General features: G+C 51.9%; 19 protein-coding genes and 1 riboswitch. All 19 genes read left to right on the top strand.

What is annotated here, in order from left to right:
* Positions 1 to 23: 23 nt before the first annotated feature.
* A riboswitch (cobalamin riboswitch) is annotated at positions 24 to 262 on the top strand.
* 145 nt (positions 263 to 407) lie between these two features.
* The 19 genes from BLW29_RS03955 (at position 408) to BLW29_RS03865 (ending at position 24,273) form a co-directional block, all read left to right on the top strand.
* Entirely contained in the window at positions 408 to 1,439 is a 1,032-nt protein-coding gene (locus BLW29_RS03955; protein ID WP_090976374.1) for an ABC transporter substrate-binding protein, read from the top strand.
* A gap of 1 nt (position 1,440) precedes the next feature.
* On the top strand, positions 1,441 to 2,481 hold the full coding sequence (locus BLW29_RS03950; RefSeq protein ID WP_090976372.1) for a FecCD family ABC transporter permease: 1,041 nt from the start codon (positions 1,441 to 1,443) through the stop codon (positions 2,479 to 2,481).
* Complete coding sequence (locus BLW29_RS03945) at positions 2,478 to 3,263, top strand: ABC transporter ATP-binding protein (RefSeq protein ID WP_090976370.1); 786 nt, start codon at positions 2,478 to 2,480, stop codon at positions 3,261 to 3,263. Before BLW29_RS03950 ends, BLW29_RS03945 begins: the two co-directional genes overlap by 4 nt.
* A 14-nt stretch (positions 3,264 to 3,277) precedes the next feature.
* Positions 3,278 to 4,336, top strand: a complete 1,059-nt coding sequence (gene cobT / locus BLW29_RS03940) for a nicotinate-nucleotide--dimethylbenzimidazole phosphoribosyltransferase (RefSeq protein ID WP_090976369.1) — start codon at positions 3,278 to 3,280, stop codon at positions 4,334 to 4,336.
* A 45-nt stretch (positions 4,337 to 4,381) separates the two neighbouring features.
* Complete coding sequence (gene cobU, locus BLW29_RS03935) at positions 4,382 to 4,978, top strand: bifunctional adenosylcobinamide kinase/adenosylcobinamide-phosphate guanylyltransferase (protein WP_090976366.1); 597 nt, start codon at positions 4,382 to 4,384, stop codon at positions 4,976 to 4,978.
* A 1-nt stretch (position 4,979) separates the two neighbouring features.
* A complete protein-coding gene (gene cobS / locus BLW29_RS03930; RefSeq protein ID WP_256208304.1) occupies positions 4,980 to 5,795 on the top strand; it encodes an adenosylcobinamide-GDP ribazoletransferase in 816 nt (271 codons plus the stop codon).
* Positions 5,796 to 6,043: 248 nt separating this feature from the next.
* The gene (locus BLW29_RS03925; RefSeq protein ID WP_090976364.1) at positions 6,044 to 7,084 is read left to right on the top strand and encodes a LacI family DNA-binding transcriptional regulator; all 1,041 of its coding nucleotides are present in this window, start codon (positions 6,044 to 6,046) and stop codon (positions 7,082 to 7,084) included.
* Between the two features lie 362 nt (positions 7,085 to 7,446).
* Positions 7,447 to 8,841, top strand: coding sequence for an ABC transporter substrate-binding protein (locus BLW29_RS03920; protein ID WP_090976362.1), 1,395 nt, complete (start codon positions 7,447 to 7,449; stop codon positions 8,839 to 8,841).
* Between the two features lie 193 nt (positions 8,842 to 9,034).
* Positions 9,035 to 11,971, top strand: coding sequence for an extracellular solute-binding protein (locus tag BLW29_RS03915; RefSeq protein ID WP_256208303.1), 2,937 nt, complete (start codon positions 9,035 to 9,037; stop codon positions 11,969 to 11,971).
* Between the two features lie 109 nt (positions 11,972 to 12,080).
* Positions 12,081 to 12,953 carry a carbohydrate ABC transporter permease gene (locus BLW29_RS03910; protein WP_256208382.1) on the top strand — a complete coding sequence of 291 codons (873 nt, stop codon included), beginning with the start codon at positions 12,081 to 12,083 and terminating at the stop codon, positions 12,951 to 12,953.
* 4 nt (positions 12,954 to 12,957) lie between these two features.
* Positions 12,958 to 13,824, top strand: a complete 867-nt coding sequence (locus tag BLW29_RS03905) for a carbohydrate ABC transporter permease (RefSeq protein ID WP_090976358.1) — start codon at positions 12,958 to 12,960, stop codon at positions 13,822 to 13,824.
* A 13-nt stretch (positions 13,825 to 13,837) separates the two neighbouring features.
* Entirely contained in the window at positions 13,838 to 15,313 is a 1,476-nt protein-coding gene (locus BLW29_RS03900) for an NHL repeat-containing protein (RefSeq protein ID WP_090976356.1), read from the top strand.
* The gene (locus tag BLW29_RS03895; protein WP_090976354.1) at positions 15,294 to 15,914 is read left to right on the top strand and encodes a Yip1 family protein; all 621 of its coding nucleotides are present in this window, start codon (positions 15,294 to 15,296) and stop codon (positions 15,912 to 15,914) included. Before BLW29_RS03900 ends, BLW29_RS03895 begins: the two co-directional genes overlap by 20 nt.
* A 14-nt stretch (positions 15,915 to 15,928) precedes the next feature.
* The gene (locus BLW29_RS03890; RefSeq protein ID WP_256208301.1) at positions 15,929 to 18,505 is read left to right on the top strand and encodes a DUF5696 domain-containing protein; all 2,577 of its coding nucleotides are present in this window, start codon (positions 15,929 to 15,931) and stop codon (positions 18,503 to 18,505) included.
* Positions 18,502 to 19,404 carry a carbohydrate ABC transporter permease gene (locus BLW29_RS03885; RefSeq protein ID WP_090976352.1) on the top strand — a complete coding sequence of 301 codons (903 nt, stop codon included), beginning with the start codon at positions 18,502 to 18,504 and terminating at the stop codon, positions 19,402 to 19,404. The genes BLW29_RS03890 and BLW29_RS03885 overlap by 4 nt, the downstream gene beginning before the upstream one ends.
* Before the next feature lie 21 nt (positions 19,405 to 19,425).
* On the top strand, positions 19,426 to 20,424 hold the full coding sequence (locus BLW29_RS03880; protein WP_256208299.1) for a carbohydrate ABC transporter permease: 999 nt from the start codon (positions 19,426 to 19,428) through the stop codon (positions 20,422 to 20,424).
* 27 nt (positions 20,425 to 20,451) lie between these two features.
* Positions 20,452 to 22,194, top strand: coding sequence for a DUF5060 domain-containing protein (locus BLW29_RS03875; protein ID WP_143044351.1), 1,743 nt, complete (start codon positions 20,452 to 20,454; stop codon positions 22,192 to 22,194).
* A 35-nt stretch (positions 22,195 to 22,229) separates the two neighbouring features.
* Positions 22,230 to 23,255 carry a glycosyl hydrolase gene (locus BLW29_RS03870; protein ID WP_090976350.1) on the top strand — a complete coding sequence of 342 codons (1,026 nt, stop codon included), beginning with the start codon at positions 22,230 to 22,232 and terminating at the stop codon, positions 23,253 to 23,255.
* Between the two features lie 49 nt (positions 23,256 to 23,304).
* Positions 23,305 to 24,273, top strand: a complete 969-nt coding sequence (locus BLW29_RS03865; protein ID WP_090977102.1) for a glycoside hydrolase family 113 — start codon at positions 23,305 to 23,307, stop codon at positions 24,271 to 24,273.
* The last annotated feature ends 131 nt before the right edge of the window (positions 24,274 to 24,404 follow it).

The raw sequence follows: 24,404 nt of genomic DNA, 5'->3' as shown, positions 1-24,404 counted from the left end.
CATAGTTTACGAACAGGTGCTAAGCATATGCGTTAGTTTCAGTCCGCTGAGACATGCAAGCTTAGCTTAAATGGGAAGACCGGTGAAATACCGGCACGGACCCGCCACTGTAAGAAGCGTCGATTCTGGAAGAGAAGGCATGCAAGCCTATTGCCAATCGACAACGCATCAATGATAGGTCACTGAACGATGGGATCGTTTGGGAAGACGTTGATGTCAGAAGCTTCGAGTCAGGATACCTGCCTGTTCAGTATGAACGCTACCTACGAGGACTTAGGGAGGTGTTGGAGATGGGCAACCGTTTATTGCCCGCTGATGTTCTACGGAACGTAAGCATTTCTGACGCTCGAAGTCGGAAATGCTTTTTTTGTTGTACGCAATTATAGAATGGGGAGAGAAGGATTCAAATGAAATCTACATCTAGTTTAATGCCATTAACTAAACTCGTGTTTCTCGTAGCAATAACTGCAATGCTGCTGATTACAGCTGCATGCGGCTCGGGTGAGAATAACGCCAATCAAGCTGCTGAGAATGCAGGAAATGCGGGCAGTGCCGGCAATTCAGCCAATACAACAGAGCAAGCTGCTGCGAATAACGCCACGCCGCAACAACATTCCGTATACCCGCTGTCGTTGAAGGATGTTACGGGAACTGAGCTCACGTTCCAGTCTGCGCCTGCGCGCATTGTTTCACTGCTGCCGAGTGAGACTGAGATCGTCTATGCAATCGATGCCGGGGTTTCTCTGGTTGGGGTAGACAATTACTCTAACTATCCCAAGGAAGCGGAGAGCGTGACGAAGATCGGTGATATGGACGCCGATATTGAGAAGATCGTGTCGCTGAAACCAGACCTTGTGCTCGCCTCCTACACCATGGGGAGTGCCGTTGTAGATAAGCTTCGTTCGCTCCAAATCCCTGTGTATGCTACAGATCCTAAAACGTACGATGCTGTCATAGCGAAGGTAAAGCAGATCGGTGAAATTTTGGATAAAAATGAGCAGGCAGCTGCAGTTACCGCTCATATGGAGCAAGTTAGAGAAGAAGTAGTTAACACCGTTAAAGATGCGCCGAAACGGAATGTGTACCTGGAGTTCGCACCGGGCTGGACAGTGGGAAAAGGAGAGTTCTTGGATGAACTCATTACACTCGCCGGAGGCGTTAACATCGCTAGCGAGCAGGGCTGGTACGAGATTGACCCTGAGTCGGTCGTGAAATCGAATCCGGATCAGATCATATATGCCTCCATGACTCTCGCTGAAGGCGAGACAAACCCTATCCTTACCGGGATAGAAACAAGACCAGGCTGGGCAACAATTAATGCGGTTAAGAATAAGCAAGTGTTTGAAGTGGATCAGGATCCGCTCACTCGGGTCGGACCTCGACTTGCCGATGGGCTGCTGGAGGTAGCGAAGAAACTCCATCCGGATCTGTTCAAATAAGATGAGAACAAGGCTATATATTTATGGAGGAGCAGCGATGCTCCTTCTTGCTGTATCTGTCGTCGTCAGTTTGTCGATTGGCTCATCCGGATTGCCGCTTTTGCGCGTTTGGGGAATATTGATTCATCAGCTGCCGTGGATGGAGGACCCAAGTAGTCTCTATGACGCCAGCGATATCGCAATCGTGACACAGCTAAGATTATCAAGAGTCGTATTAGCAATGCTTGTCGGCGCTTGTTTGGCACTTGCCGGCTCCGGATTTCAAGGCGTTCTGCGTAATCCGCTTGCTGATCCGTTCACACTAGGTGTCGCAACGGGGTGTTCGGTTGGCGCGGCTTTCATGATCGTATTCGGCTACCAGTCGGTGATCGGCTTATGGACGGTTCCGCTCGTCGCTTTCATTACGGGCATCGTTACCCTCTTTATCGTGTTTGCACTTTCACGAGCAAGAGGAGCGATTAATGTCGAGACGTTAATCTTATCCGGTGTCATCGTTCAAGCTTTTCTCGGCGCTTTCGTGACCTTCATGGTGTCGATGTCGCAAGGCGTTATCAACGAAGCTTTATTCTGGCTAATGGGCAGTCTTAGTGCTCGCAGCTGGGAACATGTCCGGCTGATTTTGCCGTTTCTTATCGTGGGATTGCCGGTCATGATCCGCTATGGTCAGCATCTCAATTTGTTCGTGCTGGGCGAACGTCATGCCGCGCATTTGGGCGTAAACGTCGAACGCACGAAGCTGATCGTTCTGATCGTTTCTACATTTCTGACCGCGGTTGCGGTATCGATTGCAGGTGTAGTCGGTTTCGTTGGCTTGGTAGTTCCTCATCTCCTTCGGTTGCTGGTCGGCCCGGACTATCGATTCATTATTCCGTTGTCTGCGCTAGGTGGTGCTATTTATCTCTTATGGGCGGATACGCTCGCTCGAACTGCACTAAGCCCTAAGGAAATCTCGCTAGGCGTGGTGACGGCGCTTATCGGTGCACCGTTCTTTGCCTATTTGCTCTATCGGCGCAAGGTGCTGCAGGGAGGGTCGCAAACATGATCGAAGCAAGGCGATTATCCAAAATCATTGCGGGCAAACAAATTCTGCGCGAGATTAGTTTCTCGATGCAAGAAGGTCGAATGTACGGCATTATCGGTCCGAACGGCGTCGGTAAATCTACGCTTCTCCAGCTGCTGACAGGCATGGAGCAGCCGAATTCAGGCGAAGTGCTGTTAAGGGAACGGGCTGTCAGTGCGTATAAACGCAAGGATTTGGCCAAATGGGTTGCCGTGCTGCAGCAAGGCGGACTGCCGGCGGTTGGTTTTACCGTGCGTGAAGTGGTTACGATGGGGCGTTTTCCTTATCAGAACTGGCTGGGTGAAGAAACTTCGGGCAGCGGCGATGTGGTTGAAGATGCACTTGGCTCCATGGGTTTGCTTGATCTGCAGCATCGACGGATCGATCAATTGAGTGGAGGCGAGCGTCAGCGTGTTGCTTTGGCCAAAGTGATGGCACAGGAGCCTGAGCTGCTGCTGCTCGACGAGCCGACCACTTATCTGGATATCGGGTATCAGATACAGCTGCTCGATACGGTGAAGAATTGGCAGCGGGAGCGCGGGCTGACGGTCATCTCCGTGCTGCATGATCTGAATCTGGCAGCTCATTATTGCGATGCATTGCTGGTACTGCATGATGGTGGTATTGAAGCGTTTGGATCTCCCTCGGAAGTCATTCAACCTGAGCTCATTCAAACGGTGTTCGGTGCCAGATCCATCGTGCTGCCGCATCCGGATACCGGTGTTCCACAAATTCTACTGCAATCAGGTGTACAGCCAGGGTGAAAAGGAGAGTTAGCATGAAAAACGAAAACTATTTAATGGAGTTAATTGATCGGATTCAACCACTCCATGCGGAACAACTCGTAGAAGCACAGCTTCACTTGAACAATTTGACGAAACCTCCAGGCAGCTTGGGGAAGTTGGAGGAACTTGCTAAGCAAATAGCAGGTATAACGGGCGAAGTTTCAGCCGATTTATCCAAACGGGCCGTTATTGTGATGGCTGGCGACCATGGGGTGTGCGAGGAAGGCGTTAGTGCTTTTCCCGCTGAAGTAACGCCTCAGATGGTATTGAATTTTCTCTCAGGCGGAGCTTGCGTGAATGTGCTTGCCAGAGGCGCAGGCGCTGACGTTTACTGCGTGGATATGGGCGTGAATGCGGATTTGGAGCACCCGTCCTTGATTTCGTGCAAAACCCGCAAGGGCACCGCGAACATGACAAAGGAGCAGGCGATGACGCGTGATGAAGCGCTCGCGGCTATTATAGATGGTTATCATTTGACGACAAAGCTTGCTGCTGACGGCTACCGCATGTTCGCTACCGGCGAAATGGGGATTGGCAATACGACGGCTAGCGCTGCACTTTGTGCGGTGCTCGGCAATATGTCGGCAGATGAGGCGGTTGGGCTTGGTACGGGAATTAACGAAGAGCGTCGTTTGCATAAGGTTGATGTGGTTAATCGGGCAATCGCGTGCAACATGCCTTCTCCTTCCGATCCGATTGGCGTACTAGCCAAAGTAGGCGGGCTTGAGATTGCCGGATTAGTCGGCGTCATCCTCGGTGCAGCGGCTAGTCGCTGCCCGGTTATTATTGATGGTTTCATCTCGTCGGCAGCTGCGCTTGTTGCAGCCTCGATCGCACCGCAATCGGCGGCGCATATGATCGGCTCCCATCTCTCGCAGGAACAAGGACATCACAAGCTGCTGGAACAGATCGGATTATCGCCGATGCTTCATTTGGATATGCGGCTGGGTGAGGGGACGGGGGCCGTGCTCTGCTTCCATTTGGTCGATGCGGCACTTCGCGTGATGCGAGAGATGGCTACGTTCGAGAGCGCTGGGGTTTCGCGCGAGTAGCTTTCGGTAAGGTTTGGTGGAACGAGAGGCGGGGGAGAACAGAACATGGCGATATTCATTACAGGCGGCGCTCGGAGCGGGAAGAGCGGCTTCGCCGAAGCCTATGCGAAGATGCTTGCTAAGCGGGGCATCTATGTCGCCACATCTCAGATATGGGATGAGGAGATGAAGGAACGGACGGACCATCATCAGGAATCGCGCGCGGAGTCTGGGTTTGCTTGGGAAACGATAGAGGAGCCCTACGAAGTGGCCGAGCTGCTGGAACGGTTAGAAGCTGTACATGAAGAAGAACGCCCGGCTGTGCTAATCGACTGTCTTACGCTGTGGTTGACGAATCAGCTGCTTCGGGTCGGTGAGCTCGATGAGAGTGACGGTGAATCGTTCCGGTACGATTCCGGTGCTTTGTTAGTTGAGGTTAATCGTCTTGTCGATGCAGTTTCCGGATACACAGGTCCGCTGCTGCTCGTCACCAACGAAGTAGGCAGCGGCATCGTACCTCCTTATCCGCTCGGACGCCGGTTTCGCGACGAGGCAGGGCGAATGAACCGTAAGCTGGCTGCATGCGCTGAGCAGGCTTTTCTGGTGGTAGCAGGTATTCCGCTTGATTTGAAGGCACATGCTTTTGAGTTGGGGGAGGAATAGCGTGCTTATTCGGTTCATGAAAGTACAGCTTCAAGCGCTGGGAACTGCCTTGCAGCTGCTGACAAGAATCCCCGTTCCGGTGGTCATTCCATTCACGCCGCAGATGCTGGCTCGCAGTGTGATCTACTATCCGCTTGTTGGTGCAATTATTGGCGGCATTGTCGCCGGAGCAGCTGCTCTCCTGCATGGTGTGGTACCGGCAATGCCGGCAGCTGTTATTGTGCTAATCGTCTGGATCATGTTGAGCGGCGGTTTGCATATGGATGGTTTAATGGATACTGCCGACGGTGTGCTGAGCCACCGCTCACGCGAGAGAATGCTTGAGATTATGAAAGACAGCCGGGTTGGCGCCATGGGTGTTCTTGCTGCAGTGCTGGTGCTATTGTTCAAATTCTCTAGTCTTGCGGCTATAATGGACGAATCGGAGCTGCAATGGCGCATCTTCTTCCCTCTGATCATGTTGGCTTGCGCCTGGAGCAGGTTATGGATCGTTATTGCCATGGCATTGTTCCCATTCGCAAGGCCAAACGAGGGAATGGCAGCGTTGTTTCGGGCGGTACGCTATCGTCATGCAGCGTGTGCTTTGTTGGTTACGTTGTTGCTGTCGGCAGGAGCATTGCTTATATGGCCGAGCGCAGAGCTTCAGTCGGCGTTTGTTGCGCTTCTGCTGCTAGGCGGTATCACGATTGCAGCGGGCTGGATGCTCGGCTTGTGGCTTACACGCAAATTGAGCGGTTTGACCGGTGATACCTATGGAGCCATGTGTGAAATCATAGAATCGATACTGCTGTTTTATCTGATGTTGGTACTGGTATAAAGGGACGACCTGCGGCTTTGATGCCTGCAAGGTCGTTCTTTGTATGTCCAAATGAAACTTTCGTTAACAATTAGCCATTCGACCAAACAAAAACATAACAAAATTCAACATCTGATTTACGTTTGGCAAACCGTTTGCTATGATTGGTTTACAACAAGCTGCAAATTTGGACTCATTCATCGAAATGCGGCCAAAGATCGATCAATAGGCCGATACACCTAAATTGTGCACAGAATGGACTGGTCTGAATGAGAGGAAAAGTGAAAATCCAAGAAATCGCCGATTTTGCCGGCGTGTCCAAGTTTGCCGTGTCGCGAGCGCTATCAGGCAAGAATGGGGTAAGCGAACGAACGAGAGAAATGATTATGAAAGCGGCTGGCCAGCTCGGATATTTCAAGAATAATGAGCCCGCCCGTTTTACGGGAGAGCTGAACGAGCATGAGGAGATGAAGCGGAGCGGAACCATTGTCGTGCTGTTTCCGAACGTGCGTTATCAGAATCGGGATTCCGTCTACTGGGGGCCCGTATTTGACGGCGTCAACACGAGATTGAGCCAGCGGGGCATGGACATTATTACGCTGACCGAACCGTCCGGCGAGCATGTGTTCTCTCTTCTTAAGCCGGAAGCCATTCAAGGCGTCATTACAATCGGCTCGGTCTCGACTCAGATTCTGCTCGATATTAAACGAATGAATATCCCTGTCGTCATGATCGACCACAGTGATCCGGCACTCCATTGCGACACGGTATTCTCCGACAATTTCAGCTGCATGCAAGAACTTATGACGAAATTAATCAGCAAAGGCTACCGAAAGTTCCAATACGTTGGGAGCATCAATGAGGCGCCTAGTTATTTCGAGAGATGGCTTGCCTTCCGCACAACGCTGGAAAGCTACCAGATCGAATTGAATCAAGACCCGCAGCTGATCGGTCCAGACGCTCAAGATATGTATCTGTTATTCTCCAAGATTAAGCTGGGAGAGCTGCCTGAGGTATTCGTCTGCGCGCACGACGTGAATGCGAGGTATTTGATCGAAGAGCTGAATAAGCTTCAAATCCAGGTGCCGGAACAATGCGCCGTTACCGGTTACGATAACACCTGTGACAATTATCCGATTCTTGCGACGGTCAATGTAAACAAGGAATTGCTTGGCATGAGAGCAGTCGATCAAATCTTGTGGCGGATCTTGAATCCGAGCTCATCCTATGAGAAAAAGCTGATTTACGGCGAAATTATTACTCGTGATACCCATGCTCATCCCATTACGAGCATGGAATCTGTCATGTAATTGCATATAAGGGAATACTAGAAAAGCTCGGTCGAATGCGTCAAAGCGTTCAGGCGGGCTTTTTTTATATGCCGTCAAGCATGACTGTTAGCCTAACAAAATAACAAACAAATAACAATTAAAAAACAATGAATAAATTATTTTGCTGCTTTAGCTAAATTTTAATTGACTCATTTTGGCAGATGATGCTATGATTGGCTCGTGGTTTTGGAAATGTTAGCCTAACGGTGGTGGTGAGACGGCATTAAGCGGTGAAATGTAAACGTTTACTTTGGGGTATCTGGTAAAGTAATGCAGTTCGGAGGCTGGTTAGCGATTGCTCCGAAGTTCGGCAAGACAAACAAATAGGAGGTTGTTTTGCAATGAGAAAAATGAAAGCACTTACAATCCTGTCTGTCGCGTTAATGCTTACTCTAAGTGCATGTGGAGGAGGCAACAGCAATACCAGCAGCAATGGCTCAAACACAACCGAAAGCAACACTGCATCCAATACAACAACCGAACCTGCCGCTAACAATGCAGCAACCGAAGAAAATGCCGCAGAGAACGAGCCTGTGGCGGCAGCTATTGATTTAGGCGGCCGTACAATCAAAATCTCCATGTGGTGGGATGGCAAGCCAAAAGGTGAAACGGCTGGCGAGAAAGCTTCCCTCGCGAAGATTGCTGAGCTCGAAGAGAAATATAACATGAAGCTCGAATTCGTGAACATTCCGTTCGATCAATACATGGACAAGTTCACGACCGCAGTGCTTGCAGGCGAGCCGATGGCCGACATTTCGATGATGGAGTTCAAACGCTCGATTGCGCCAATTAAACAAGGCTTGGTACTTCCGCTCACGGATTTCACAACGGCTGATAACGACATCAACAAAGAACAGAAGCACGTTCAGAAGCTGCCGGCAATCGGCGGAACGGAATATGCGTTCAATACACCTGGCATCTCGGCAGTCGGGCTGTACTATAACCGCGATTTAATCAAGAAGCTTGGCTTGCAAGATCCGCAGGATCTGTATAACAGCGGCGAATGGACTTGGGATAAGTTCATGGAAATCGCGAAGCAAGCAACGACGGACTCCAACAACGATGGCAAGAAAGATACATGGGGCTACGCAGGCTGGGCAGCTGACGCGGCTCGTCACATTGGCGTAACGAATGGCGCGTTGTTCGTTAACGAAACGGACTTATCGCTAGGTTTTACAGATCCGAAGATGTCTGAAGCACTAGAATTCGTTAACCGTCTCTACAATGTGGAGAATGTCGTGAAAGTGAAATCAGGCAATAAAATGGACTGGAACGAAACAAATACGTTCAAAGACGGCGATGTCGCCATGTCGATCAACTATGACTGGAATATGGGTGATCTGACCTTCGAGGTTGGTATCGTGCCAAACCCTGCTGGTCCTCAAAGTGACGGCAAATACACTTTCGCGAACACGGCTCAGAACGGTTACTTTATTCCAAAAGGAACGAAGGATCCGCAAATCGTCTACCAAATCTTCGAAGAATTGCAAGACATCCCAGCGACAGAAGAGTACCTTGGTCAAGACTGGCTTGAGTCCCGCTTCAAGAACGAAGCTGACATCAAGATGGCGATCGAGCACGTAAACGGTACTGGTCGCCTTTCGATTGAAGAAGGCGTAGCAGACTTCCCGTTCTTCACGATCATGGATGATGTTATCGTCAAAAATCAATCCGTAGCGGCAACGCTTGAGAAGTATAAGACAAACGGCCAAGCTGCGCTGGATAAGCTGAAATAAGCTGAACGAAGCAGGGCTGGCAACTAAGGAAGGGGCTGCCGACATAACCGGTACAGCCCCTTTTGTTTCACCAATTGCAGGATGCAGCTTCAACTTAGCTCGTGATCATAACAACCTAACTTATTTTTTAGTTTGTTAGGTGAAAAAATATGAGGTTGGCCGCAGATCAAGTCGCCGCATAGGAGGGCTGACAGTGAAAGGAACTGTTCGAAAGAAGAAGTTGACGGTATGGTCGATCGGGATCATTGGAGCGGTCGGGCTAATTGTGCTCTGGACGCAGCTTGGGGCTGACGACGTGAGCGGAGCAGGCGGGAAGTCGACGTTCGTAAGTGGTTCATGGACCTCGTTGCAGCAAGAACGAGAAGATTACACATCATACCTGGCTAAGAATGAGAATGCCGGGTTTCCTGATCGCGAAGTCATCATCAACGCTTCTGATTATGACAAAGTGGACGGCGATGACTTTGAGAAACTCGACAATTATGAGGGGATGAAAGGCACTTCGCTTATGAGCGGTGAGCAAGGGCGAGTCGACTGGACGGTGAGCGTCCCTGAAGCGGGCTTTTACAATATGTCGGTGCAGTATTATCCCATTAAAGGAAAAAGCTCTAGCATCGAGCGTTCTTTGTTAATCGACGGCGCGCTGCCATTCGAGGAAGCGGGGTATTTGCAGTTCGACCGTATCTGGGACAATCAGCTGGATCAGGTGAAGCGGGACAACCGCGGAAACGATCTGCGTCCTCAGCAGTTTGAGCGGCCCGAGTGGCGCGAAGTGCTGCTAAAGGATTCGAACGGCTACTATGCGGATCCTTTCCGGTTCTACTTAACGGCCGGAACGCACACCCTCTCCTTCGTATCGCAGCGCGAGCCCATGGTCATTCGGCAGCTGCGCTTGTACCAAGACAAGCATCCCGCGCTATATGAAGAGACCGTAAAGCGATACGAGCAGGAGGGATTGAAAGAAACAGACGGTCAGCTCATTACGGTTCAAGCCGAGAATGCGCGTGCCAAGTCGTCTCCGACGCTCTATCCGCAGACCGAGCGGGCCAGCGCAGCCGTGAAGCCGTATAGTCCGGAGCTTGTTCGGGTGAATACAATTGGCGGCTACAATTGGCGAATGCCCGGTCAGTGGATCGAATGGGAGGTAGACGCTCCAGAAGCCGGACTATACAAGATTGCTATGAAGACCAAGCAGCAATTCGTTCGCGGCATCTACTCGACTCGGACGCTTTATGTGAACGGCGAGGTGCCATTCCGAGAAGCGGAGCAAATTCCGTTCCGATATAAGAGCGGATACCGTGTCGATGTCATGGGCGGAGACGAGCCGTATCTATTCGAGCTAAAGAAAGGCAAGAACATCATCCGCCTTGAAGACACGCTCGGCGAATTCGCGCCGCTTATCCGCGAAGTGAAGGACAGCTTGTTTAACCTCAACGCGATGTACCGCAAAGTCATTATGATTACGGGCGCATCCCCGGATAAATTCCGTGATTACCGCGTGGACGAGCAGGTGCCGAACCTGCTGAAGACGTTCAAGCAGGAGGAAGAAAGACTTACGGCCGTCAGCAAAGAATTGAAGAGACTGTCGGGCGGAAGCAGCGATTCCGAAGCATTGCTCAAGACGATGGCGCTGCAGCTCGGCGAACTCATCGACGAGCCGGACACGATCCCTCGCCGACTTGCCGCCTACAAGAGCAACACGGGCGGTCTGGGCACTTGGCTCCAGAAGGCGCTCGAAATGCCGCTGCAAATCGATGAAATCTATGTCGCTTCGCCGAACAAGAAGCTCCCTTCCGCGGGTGATGGTTTCTTTACAAGACTTAGCCATGAGATTATGACGTTCGCGTATTCCTTCTATATCGACTACAACCAAATCGGCAACGCTTCGGACGAGAAGAATCCGCGTTCCATTACGGTTTGGATCGGAAGCGGCCGTGACCAGGCGAATACGTTGAAAGCGATGATCGACGAAACCTTCACGCCGCAAACCGGCATTAACGTGAATCTGAAGCTGGTACAGATGAGTACGCTGCTGCCGGCAACGCTTGCAGGCCAAGGGCCGGATGTAGCGATGCAAATTAGCAACGATATTCCGGTGAACTATGCGATGCGCAAAGCTGCGGCGGATCTATCCCAATTCCCGGATTACAAGGAAGTGGCCGATTGGTTCCGTCCAAGCGCGCTGGTTCCGTTCACGTATCAGAAAGGTGTCTACGCGCTGCCGGAGACCCAAACGTTCAATATGCTCTTCTATCGGAAGGATGTACTTAACGAGCTTGGCCTTGAAGTGCCTCAGACTTGGGACGATATGTACAAGCTGCTCGCCGTGCTGAACAAGAACCGGATGCAGCTGGGCATGCCGATTACAACGCCGCCGACCTCCGTACCTATTCCGGGGCAGAACATTCCGCCGAATGCCATCTTTGCTACGATGCTCATGCAGAACGGCGGGCAATTTTATAGGAACGATGGCAAGGAATCTGATTTGGATTCCAAGATCGGCGTTGAAACGTTCAAAACTTGGACCGACCTCTACAGCGATTATAAGCTCGAGCGTGAATTCGATTTCGCGAACCGCTTTAGAACCGGTGAGATGCCGATCGGCATCGTCGACTACACGACGTATAACCAATTGTCCGTATTCGCTCCGGAAATACGCGGCATGTGGGGCTTCGTTCCGATTCCGGGCACGAAACAGCCGGATGGCACAATCCGCAGGGATACGCCGAGCAATGGAAGCGGCACGCTGATGCTTAATGCCGCGAAGGATAAGGATGCCGCATGGCAGTTTATGAAATGGTGGACAGGCGAGGAAGCGCAGACGAAGTATGGCCGCGAAATGGAAGCGCTTATGGGCGCATCGGCCCGCTATCCGACCGCGAACGTCAAAGCGCTTGACAGCTTGCCTTGGCCAGTGGCCGATTATGACAGCTTGAAAGAGGAATTTGAGTGGGTCCGCGGCATTCCGGAAGTTCCGGGCGGTTACTTCACCGGACGGCATTTGCAGAACGCATTCTTGAAAGTCGTCGTTGGTGCGGATACGGAAGCGCGCGAAGCGATCCTCGACTACGCGCAGTATATCCAAGATGAAATTCGCGCGAAACGCAAAGAATTCGGCCTGCCGGAATAAAGGAGGGGTCTACATGTCAAATATCGATATGCCAAATCAACGAACAACGACAGTGGCCGGACAAGCGGCGACGAGCACTCCGAGCTGGTGGGCTGTCAAATGGGAAATCATGAAGGCACACAAGCATTCTTATGTTCTAATGTCGCCTTACTTGCTGCTCTTTGCCGTATTTACGGTTCTGCCTGTCATCATGTCCATCGTGATCAGCTTCACTTATTTCAATATGCTTGAATTTCCAAAGTTTATCGGCTGGCAAAATTACGGCCGTTTGTTTCTAGAAGACGACGTGTTCTTGATTGCGGTCAAGAACACGATCCTCTTCGCGGTTATTACAGGCCCGCTCAGCTACATAGCCTGCTTTATCTTTGCATGGCTTATTAACGATCTTCGGCCGAAGCTGCGCGCATTCATGACGCTTGTGTTCTATGCGCCGTCCATTTCGGGGAACGTTTACTTTCTCTGGCAGATGATCTTCTCCGGCGACCGATACGGCATCGCGAACGGATTCCTGATTAAGATGGGGGTCATCCTTGACCCGATTCTATGGCTAAAAACGGAACAGTGGATTATGCCAATCGTCATCCTCGTTCAATTATGGTTGAGCTTGGGCACCGGATTCCTTGCCTTCATCGCAGGGCTTCAGACCGTAGACAAGACGCTCTATGAAGCGGGCGCCGTCGATGGCGTCAAGAATCGTTGGCAGGAGCTATGGTATATTACGCTGCCGTCGATGAAGCCGCAGCTGATGTTCGGAGCCGTCATCCAGATCACGGCGTCACTCGCCATAGCGGATGTTTCCATCTACTTGGCCGGCTTCCCGAGTGTGAACTACGCCGCGGAAACGATCGTTACGCACTTGATCGACTTCGGTACGATTCGATTCGAAATGGGTTACGCTTCCGCGATCGCGACCGTCTTGTTCCTCTTGATGCTTGGCGCGAATTTGGCGGTTCAACGACTTCTCAGGAAGGTGGGGAACTAATCGCATGAAGCTCGTGCTACCGCTTCGCAAAAGACGCGTTAATCGTTCCTTTGCCGGAACGTTCTGGCTGACTGTCTTTCTGGCTCTTGTCGCTTCCTTCATGGCACTGCCACTCGTGTATGCGATTAATGCGGCGTTCAAGCCGCTGGACGAAATTTTCTTGTTCCCGCCGACCTTATTCGTCAGGCATCCGACCACGAGCAATTTCATCGATTTGATGACGCTGCTAGGTCAATCGTGGGTACCGTTTTCCCGCTATATTTTCAATACGTTCTTCATTACCGGGATGGGCGTCGTCGGTCACGTTCTGCTCGCTTCCGCGGCGGCTTATCCGCTGGCCAAGCACAAATTTCCGGGCAGCAAAATCATCTTCACGGTCGTCGTGCTGTCATTGATGTTTACGCCTCAGGTCACGGCAATACCGAACTATATGGTCATGTCCTGGATCGGATTAATCGACACGTACTGGGCGGTCATCGTGCCAGCCTTCGCATTCTCGCTCGGCCTTTACTTAATGAAGCAGTTCATGGAGCAAATTCCGGACGCGCTTCTGGAATCGGCGAAGATCGACGGGGCTAACGAATACCGTATTTTCTGGCAAATCGTCATGCCGAACGTGAAACCGGCTTGGCTGACGCTCGTTATCCTCTTGTTCCAAATGCTTTGGGGGACGGACGGCAACGGATTCATCTATAGCGAACAGTTGAAAACGCTTCACTATGCGTCCAATCAAATTATTTTCGGCGGGATCGCCCGTGCCGGCGTCGGCTCGGCTGTCGCATTGATTCTCATGAGCGTGCCGATTGCCCTGTTTATATTCTCGCAAAGCCGCATTATCGAAACGATGACGACGTCCGGCATGAAGGACTAGAGGGGGTGGAAGCATGCGAAGAAAGAGAGTGCTCCTGCTTGCTGCGATTATAGCGCTGGTGATGACGATCGTTGTTCCGCCGCCGCCGGCCTCGGCAGCTGCGCCTTACGAAGCTTACAATTACGATTTCTACGGGGATGCCGTGCCGCTGCCCGCCCCTTACTTACCGGATTATGCGATTACCGGAAGCAGCTTGGGCGTCGGCGAATTCAATCAGCCTAACGATATGTATGTGACTCAGGACGGCACCATGTATATCCTGGACAGCGGCAATGCGCGCGTAGTTATCGTTGACAGTCAATTAATCGTCAAGCAGATCATTACCAAGTTCGATAATAACGGCAAGGAAGATGGATTCGCTGCGCCGGAAGGGCTGTTCGTTTCGGAGAAGAATGAGATCTACGTTGCCGATACCGAGCACAATCGGGTTGTCGTGCTTTCGAACACCGGTAAGCTAATCAAGATCGTCGAAAGTCCGAAATCGGATATTTTGCCGAAGGATTTCAAGTTTGTGCCGCTTAAGGTGACGGTTGACAGCGCGGACCGATTATTCGTAGTCGCCCGAGGCGTCTTCGAAGGCATCATGCAGTTCGATGACAAGAGCCTGTTCATGGGCTACGTCGGTACGATTAGCGTATCGCCAAGCCTGTGGGAACGGCTCTGGAGATCCTTGTCCACGAAAACGCAGAAGCAGCAGATGGAGCTGTTCATCCCAACCGAATTCGCAAGCGTCGATATTGACCGCAAAGGATTCGTCTATGCGACCGCCATCGATAACACGTCGGATGAAACGATCAAACGGCTTAATCCGTCCGGTCAAGACGTGCTTAAACGGTATGGCTATTGGCCTGTCAAAGGCGACATCCGTTTTCGCAGGTTCGGTAATTACTCAGGCCCATCGAAGCTCACCGATATCAAGGTGCTGGATGGCGGCATGTACGTAGCGCTGGATTCCAATCGAGCTCGTCTGTTCACGTACAATGACGAGGGCGATTTGCTCTATGCATTCGGAGACAGGGGCAATCAGCTTGGCGTATTCAATACGCCGGTCGCCGTGGAACGAATCGGCGATAAGCTCGCCGTGCTCGACCGGGGCAAGAACAATGTTGCGGTCTTCCGTCCGACGGAATTCGGCAGCTTGGTGAGACAAGCAACGATACAGCATTATAGCGGGAATGATGACGCAGCCGTCAAGATATGGAGCCAAGTGCTGCGTCTGAATACGAACTACGAGATCGCTTACCTGGGCATCGGGAAATCGCTGCTCATGGAGAAGAAGAACGAAGAGGCGATGGAATATTTCAAGCTCGGCATGAGCCGCAAAAACTACTCCGTTGCATATAAGAGATTTCGCCGAGATGTGATGAAGGACAATTTCGGCCCGTTCATGACGGTGCTGATCTCGCTCGTAGCCGCATTCGTCGCGTTCCGCATCATCAGGAACGTCATAAGAAGGAGGACTGTGAAACGTGAAGCAGGATTATATTAAGTTTCCGCTCCATCTCATCTTGCATCCGTTCGACGGATTTTGGGATATGAAATTCGAGAGCAAAGGGAAGGTCAGAGTTTCCTTGGTCATTCTCTTGCTGCTTGTGCTGACGCTCATCCTGCAGAAGCAATTCGCAGGTTTTCTCGTCAATTTCGTGGATCCGAGATCGTTAAACAGTTTGGATGATTTGCAGTTCACGGTACTGCCGTTCTTCCTGTTCTGCATAGCGAACTGGTCGATCACGACGCTGATGGAAGGCGAAGGCAAGTTCAAGGAAATCGTGATGACGACCGGGTATGCGCTGCTGCCTATGGTGCTGCTCAATCTGCCGATTACGTTTATTAGTCGGTTTATGACCCAGGAGGAGACGCCTTTCTACTGGCTGGTCAACAGCATAGCGAGCATCTGGTTCCTCCTCTTGCTGTTCATCGGCATCATGACGGTTCATCAGTATACACCGGCAAAAGCGGTTCTTACTTTGGCGCTGACGGTTGTAGCGATGGGTTTCGTTGTATTCCTTGGCACGCTGGCATTCAGCTTAGGTCTGCAAATCTATTGGTTCGTCTATGACGTGTATAGAGAAATCATATTCCGTACGTAAAGGAGGCCGCACCCTTGAATAAGCGAATGAAATGGTATGCGGCGCTGGCTTGTATCGGGATAGCGGGCATCTCGGCTCTCGCCTATTACCAGTCTACTAAAGGAGCGCCGGCAATCGAGGTAAGTGCATATATGCAGCCGGATGATAAGCCGACCGCGGCCTCGGAGCTTAAGTATTTGACGGATAGCACGCCTGCCGTTCCGGGCATGAAGCTAGCTGCCCAATCGGATTCGCTCGCGCTGTATATCAACCCGGATACGACCGAAATCGCGGTGCTTAACCGAATCAGCGGCAAAGTATGGCGGAGCAATCCAGAGGATCTGGGGTCGGACGCTAAAGCATCGCCTTTCGAGAAGGACCGACTGGCCGCCCAGATCACGATCAATTATAGAGATGCAATCGGGACGCTTGGATCGATTACGAACTTCACGGATAGTATCGCTCGCAAGCAGTTTAAGGCTGAGGGCATCGAGAATGGTATTCGGCTCACGTATACGATCGGGGATACGTCGCTCGGCATCGATGCGCTGCCGAAGAGAATCAGCAAGAAGCGCATGGAAGAGAAGGTATACAGCAAGCTTGATGAAGCGACGGCGAAATACGTAGGAAACCGGTATTTCCCGCTCGAGAACAATCCGGAGGTATTGGAGCGACTCGATACGGCGGTTTCCAGAGCGCTGGTGCTAAGTAGAATGCTGGATGCTTTTGCAAAAGCGGGCTATACGGCAGAGGATTTGGCCGCTGACAATCAAGAGAACGGATTGTCTGTCGAAGGAGGAGCGAGCCGACCGAACTTTACGGTTCCGATCGAATATCGGCTAGATGGCGATGCGCTGACGGTCCGCGTCCCTGTTCAAGAGATTCAGGAAAGCAAGGGCTATCAAATCCGCACGGTGGAGCTGCTTGACTTCTTCGGAGCAGCCGGCTCCGATGCGAAAGGCTACATGCTTGTGCCGGATGGCTCCGGAAGTTTGATCGAGCTGAACAACGGCAAAATCAAAGAAGAGGTCTATGCCCAGCGCGTCTACGGCGAAGACGAGAACAACAACTCCCGCCGCCGGGGACAGCTGTCGGAAGCCGCGCGCCTGCCGGTATTCGGCATGAAATCCGGCGATGACGCCTGGTTCGCCACGATCGAGAAAGGCGAAGGCATTGCCAGCATCAACGCCGATATCAGCGGCCGCAAAAATTCGTACAACTATGCTTACGCGAGCTTCGCCATTCGGGGGGAAGATGAGCTTGAAATCTACAAAGGCAATAAAGTAGATGAAATCCAGCTTCTGACCGAGGATTCCTTCAAAGGCGATCTGCAGGTCCGTTACAGCTTCTTATCCGGAAGCGAGGCGAATTACTCCGGCATGGCCAAGCACTACCGCGAGAAGCTGGTTCAGGATAAAGTGCTGCAGTCGAATAATTCGCAAGGCGGAATGCCGTTCTACCTCGATGTGCTGGGTGCTGTGGACAAACGCAAGTCGTTCCTCGGCATTCCGTATAAAGGTCTAATGTCGATGACGACGATCGAACAAGCCGGTCTAATGGCCGATCAGCTGAAGGCAGCCGGCGTTTCCAACATCCAAATGCGCTATGTCGGTTGGTTCAATGAAGGCGTCGATCATAAAATCGCGAAGAACGTTAAATTGGACAGCGAGCTTGGCAGTAAAACGGAGCTGAAGCAGTTGTCCGAGAAGCTGGAGTCGATGGGCGGCCGTTTATATCCGGATGTCGCGTTCCAGCATGTGCTCCGCGAGAATCGCAGCTTTAAGCCGGCTTCGGACGCAGCGCGCTACGTAACACGGGAGCAAGCGATGCTTGCGCCAATCAATCGCGCGTTCAACGCGATGGATATCTCGCTTGGTTCCTTTTACTTGCTTTCTCCGGCCAAGCTGCCTTACTTCGTTGACCAATTCATCGACAGCTATGACGGCTACGGAATCGATGCCGTATCGCTTCGCGATATGGGAGACTTGCTGCAGTCCGATTACCGGGTAAGCCGCGTCATATTCCGCGATGTCGCGAAGAACATCGTTACGGAGCAGTTAGGCAAGCTGGACAAGAGCTACCCGAATATGCTGCTGACCGGCGGTAACGCCTATGCGCTCAAATATGCGGATGAGCTGATCGACGTACCGATGTCCTCCAGCGGCTTCAGCATTACCGATCAGGAGATTCCTTTCTACGAAATGGTCATTCACGGTTACAAGAATTATGCCGGCTCTGCCATTAATCTGGATGACAATCAAGATTTGAACTACCATCTGCTGCGTGCGATGGAGTATGGAGCAGCGCCGCATTTCTACTGGTCGTATGAATCGTCGTCCAAGTTGAAATTGACCGCTTATGAATCGTTGTTCTCGACGCACTATACCGACTGGCTCCAAGCAGCTTCCGGTCTGTACGGTAAAGTGAACAAGGCGCTCGCAGGCTTGCAGAACCGGACGATTACGGAGCATATCCAGCATCAGCCTGGCGTCGTGCAAGTGCTTTATGATGACGGCACCTCCGTTTACGTGAATTATTCTGAGAAGCCGGTCACCATCAATGGCGTTCAAATCGCGGCCAAAAATTTCTACGTAGGCGGTGACAACTCGTGAACCTTAGACGATTAACCTTGACGCAGAAGCGTGCATTTCTCGGAATCGCGTTTATTACGCCTTGGCTGCTAGGCTTCGTGTTCCTGTTCGCGACGCCGCTAGTGCAATCTATCCGATTCAGTTTCAGCGAGCTGAAGGTAGCTCCGGGCGGGTACTCGCTCGACTTTATCGGACTGAAGAACTTTACCGACGCGCTCTCCGTCGATCCGAACTATAACCGGATTCTTACCGAGTCGCTGACGGAAATGGCATGGAACGTGCCGATGATCCTGTTCTTCAGCTTATTTACCGCCGTCATGCTCAACTCTAAGTTTAAAGGTCGTCCGCTTGCGAGAGTGATCTTCTTCCTTCCGGTCATTCTTGCTTCGGGTGCAGTGGCCGCAGCTCAATCCTCCGGATTGATTCAACTGACGGGGAGCTCCGAGGTCGCACAGGAATTAGGTCTGGCGCAGAACGGCTTCGATCCGCTTATGCTCGCTTTCATGCTTGCCGATGCGGGCATGCCGACTATCTTCATCGAATATATCATCGATGCCGTACAGCGGATTTATGAGATCATCAGCAGCTCCGGCGTCCAAATTCTTATTTTTCTAGCGGCATTGCAGTCTGTTCCGGTCACGATGTACGAGGTCGCCAAGATGGAAGGGGCAACGCCTTACGAGACCTTCTGGAAGATTACGTTTCCGATGGTTAGCCCGCTTATTCTGACCAACATCATCTATACGATTATCGACTCCTTTACGGAAAGCCAGCTTACCAGAACGATCTACACAACGGCATTCCAAGCGCAAAATTTCGGCCTGAGCGCCGCCATGTCCTGGATCTATACGATCGTCATCAGCTTGGTTCTCGTTATCGTCGGCATTCTGGTTTCCAGGAAAGTGTTCTACTATAACTGACGCAGAAGGGAGGAGAACGGCATGAAGGGTTCGCTTATGGAGAACGAAATCGTGGTTCTGAGGATGCAGAAGGCGAAGAACAAATCGATTGAGCTGCTGTGGTCCATATTTCGCTACATCCTGATTATTGGCATCTCGTTCGTCATCATTTATCCGCTCCTTCAGCAGCTTTCGGTCGCCATCAAGGATAAGGCCGATATTTACAATCCGACCATCTATATGATTCCCGTTCATTTCACGATGGACAATATTAAGCTCGCGATGAACGTGCTGAATTATTGGTCTCTGCTGAAGAACACGCTGCTGTTCGTCGTCTCGACGACGGTGCTTCAAGCCGCATCTTGCGCGCTTGCGGGCTATGGCTTTGCGCGGTTTACGTTTCCGGGAAGAAACATTCTGTTCACGCTCGTCATTCTGACGATTCTCATCCCGTCAAGCACGCTGATGGTGCCGATGTATCTGCACTTCCGCAACTTTGACATCTTGGGCCTAGTGAACCTGTTTACGGGTAAAGAGGGCATCAACATGCTGAATACGTACGGACCATCCTTGATTACGGCCGCGCTTGCCAATGGCTTGAAGTCGGGCTTGTACATTTATATTTTCCGTCAATTCTTCCGGGGCATGCCCGCGGAAATTGAAGAAGCGGCGCTTATCGACGGAGCGGGCGGCTTCCGGACGTTCTTCACGATCATGCTGCCGAATGCGATTCCGCCATTGATCACGGTCACGCTGTTTGCATTCGTCTGGCAGTATAACGATACGTTCTACAGCTCGCTCTTTATGAGCCAAAGCAATCTCATGGCAATCAAGATCGCATCATTGCCGGCTGACGCCAACCAGTATTTGCCGGGCATCCTTGGCGTTGGCGCAGGCTCGAACGTGAAGGTCGATCCGAACCTGGTGTCGATGATCGTGGATACCGGGATTCTGCTGGCAATCGCGCCGCTTGTGGTGATGTATCTGTTCGTTCAACGGTTCTTCGTAGAGAGCGTCGAGCGGACAGGCGTCGTTGGTTAACCGGCAGCCCAAGGGGAGACATCACACATGATTAATCGCAACAAGTTAGCCCTTATTACAGTGGGGAGTTTGTTCGTGCTGGCGGCAGTCGGTTACATGGTGCTGACTGCCGGTAACAGTCCGGGTAGTCAAACCGGACCGCAGCAGAAGGAGCCGGCAGCGGCAGCCAATGCTGAAAAGGCGCCGGATGCAACGCCAACAGCGAAATTGCCGGTTATTCAAAAAGTCGTAGCAAATTCAGCTACAGTCGATCTCTATGCGAAATTCGAACTGACGTTTGAACTGGATGCCGATTACAAGAATCCTTATGATCCGCGCGAGATTGACGTATCAATGGACTTAACTTCACCAAGCGGGAAGAACTGGTCGGTCAATGGTTTCTATGACGGTACAGGTTTTGCTTGGAAGGTCCGGTTCTCGCCGGATGAAGCCGGCAAGTGGAGCTATAAGCTGCGTGCAACAGCGGCAGGGACTTCTTCGAGCGAAGGGCCGCAAGGTTCGTTCGAAGCAGCTCCTTCTGACAACCGCGGCTGGATTCAAGTGTCGGACGGTAATAAACGGTATCTTGAATATAGAGACGGCTCTTCCTTCTACGGCGTAGGCGTGGCCTATCCGTGGGGAATTACCGACGCCAATCTCGATAAGATCGCAGAGCACGGCGGCAACCTTATTACCTACTGGAACGGCAATTACGACAGCTCCGGCAATGGCGGCGGCAGTAATCAGCTGCAATCCGTCACATTCGGCGTCCAGAAAATCGACCCGCTGAAGGCGAAGCGGATCGATGACTTGATCGAGTCGTTCGAGCAGCGGGAGCTGCATATGAACTTCGTCATTTGGCCGCATGATTCGCTGGCCGACACTTTGGACGGGTGGCCGAAAGCATGGGAGAAAAGCGGTTACTCAGCGCTCGGCGAAGCAAAGGATTTCTTCACAGACCAAGAGATGTGGGTCTATCAAGAGCATCTCTATCGGTACATCATTGCCCGCTGGGGATATAGCAGCGCAATCGGTATTTGGGACTTGGTGTGCGAGATTAACGGCACGGATGGCTGGGTGCAAGGCAGTACGGCTGATACCGATGCCTGGACGGCGAAGGTGCACAGCTATTTCAAAGAACATGATCCGTACGGACATCCGACAATGGGCTCTATGGCCGGGAATCGTCAGGATTATTGGGATTACGGCTATAAGACGCTGGATCTCGCCGATCGGGAGAACTACTACAATCTTAGCTACAAGGCTTACGCCCAAGATATCCGCAAACGATGGGACAGTTATGAGAAGCCGCTTATCATCGGTGAAACGGGGAATGTGACCGATACGCTGAAATACCATCAGTCCATCTGGATTTCTCTTGCAAGCGGCTTGGCCTCCTCGCCGTTCTGGTGGGATTTCGGGCAAGTAAGTGATGATATGTTCCAGCATATGAAACATTTGGCCGCTTTTACGGCGGGTATTGATTTTCGCGAGAAGCGCATTCCGGTGAGCAGTGCGGAAGGCGATGAAGGCGGACAAGCGCAGGCTTGGGCGATGCAAGGGGAGCTTCAATCGTATGGCTGGCTGCTCGCTGAGAACGGAGGAGCCGGGGGCAAGTCCGTAACGCTGCCTAGCTGGCCGGCCGGTACGTATACGTTGTCTTGGTATGATCCTTGGACTGGCGTATCGCTCGCAGCTGGTTCTGTAGAAGCGGCGGACGGCAAGCTCGTACTGGTTTCACCGCCTTATACTGCTCAATCCGATTTGGCGTTTACGATTACACTTAACTAGTGTGGCATGACGATCTTAAGCATGGGAGGCAGAGTATGTCAGCAAACGCTGGAGATCACAGGCAATTTCAGGTGCAGCCGAATTTAATCAATCCGAATGCCGATGATTGCGCCAAACGGCTGATGGCTTATTTATGCGATACGTACGGACGCAGCATGCTGACAGGACAGCAGATTGGCGTTGTCACGACGCCTGAAATGGATTTTATCTACCGTGAAACGGGCAAATATCCGGCTGTCGGCGGATTCGATTTCATGAACGATTCCCCCTCACGCTTGGAGCGCGGAGCGGTTGGGACGGACACGGAGCTGGCGCTCAAGTGGTGGGAGGAAGGCGGCATCGTTACCTTCTGCTGGCACTGGAACGCGCCGAAGGATCTTGTCGATCAGCCGCCCGACAATGGATGGCATCGAGGCTTTTATACATCCGCGACGACATTCGATCTTGCGGCAGCGATGGAGGATCCGGATTCCGAGGACTATCGGCTCCTTCTGCGCGATATCGATGCGATTTCGGGCTTACTGGCGAAGCTTCGGGACGCAGGCATACCTGTTCTATGGAGGCCGCTTCACGAAGCATCCGGCGGTTGGTTCTGGTGGGGGGCGAAAGGGCCGCAGCCTTGCATTCAGCTGTGGAAGCTGATGGTCGACCGCATGACCCGTGTGCATGGGCTCCATAACCTAATCTGGGTTTGGAACGGCCAGCATAAGGACTGGTATCCGGGCGACGAATACGTCGACATCATCGGTGAGGACGTTTATGTTCCGGAGCGCAATTACGTTTCGAACGAAATGCGGTTCCGTCAGGCGCTTGATTATACTAGCGTTGCCAAAATCATCGCGCTTTCGGAGAACGGGCCGCTGCCTGACCCAGACCGCATGGTTGCGGACGGGGCACTGTGGGCGTGGAATTGTACATGGTACGGCGATTTCGTAAAGTCGGAGCAGTTTACCGACTGGGAGATGCTGCGGAAAGTATACAATCATGCGTTTACGCTGACGCGCGACGAGCTTCCGGACCTGAGAAACTATCCGCTGCCGGTAGTGCGAACAAGAGACTAACAACGTAAAGGAGAGAAGGCGAGTGCCGACCGATTTGTTCATTAAAGGGATGACGTATGGATGGAATAGTTCCCGAGGCTCCTATAGGCAGCCCTATGCCGTTGATTCTCTCCGCAAGCTGAGCGAGACTGGCAGCGAATGGATCGCATTATCCTTTTATACGATGCAAAATAACGTGTATGCCACAGAGATTCCGTTCGATTACGGATTGACGATGACCGATCGGGATATCGAGCACACCGTAAAAGAAGCCAAAGCTTTGGGCTTGAAAGTATGCTTGAAGCCCGTCGTCAACTCCAAGGACGGGATCTGGCGCGCGCATATCGGCTTCCCGGAGGAATCCGGTGCCGAGCCTTACTGGGACGCGTGGTTCCATTCATATGGCAATTTTCTGAGTCACTATGCGGAGCTCGCGCAAGAGCTAGGCTGCGAGATGTTCTGCATCGGCTGCGAAATGGTGAAAACCGAAGCGAAGGAGGAGCATTGGACGCGGCTGATCGAGCGAATCCGCAGTATCTATGACGGGCCGATCGTTTATAATGCCAACCACGGATCGGAGGAGCGAATCAAATGGTTCGACCAAGTGGATCTCATTGGCACGAGCGCTTATTATCCGGTTGCGAATCATCCCGGTGACAGCGAGGAAGCCATGATTGCCAACTGGCTCCCGGTACGCGAGAAGATGGCTGCGCTTCATGCGAAATTCGGCAAGCCGATCATCTTCATGGAGATCGGATGCAGAAGTGCACATGGCTGCGCGACGATGCCTTGGGATTTCTCGCATACCGAGCTGCCAGTCAGTGAAGAGGAGCAGGCGAACTTCTACAGCTCGGTCTTGAAGGTATTTTGGGACGAGCCATGGTTTGCCGGTCTCTTCTGGTGGGATTGGAGCGTGAAGCTGTACGACAAGGAAGAGGCTGGGTCGAATGTTGGCTTTGATATTTATGGTAAGAAGGCGGAGCACATCTTAAAGGAATGGTATGAGAAGCCAAAGCATTCGTTGGTACAGCTTGGATGAGCTTCTTGCAACACGGCAGCTGTATATTCGAAACGTCATAGTGATTGGTATGGCCGTCAGAGACTTGTCTCTGGCGGTTTTTTGAGTTTTGACGATGAAAGCGGTAAGTCTCTATAATAGGACATATGAGT

The sequence above is a fragment of the Paenibacillus sp. CF384 genome (assembly GCF_900106745.1).
GTDB lineage: Bacteria > Bacillota > Bacilli > Paenibacillales > Paenibacillaceae > Paenibacillus_Z.
This window is presented reverse-complemented; position numbering and strand designations above follow the sequence as displayed.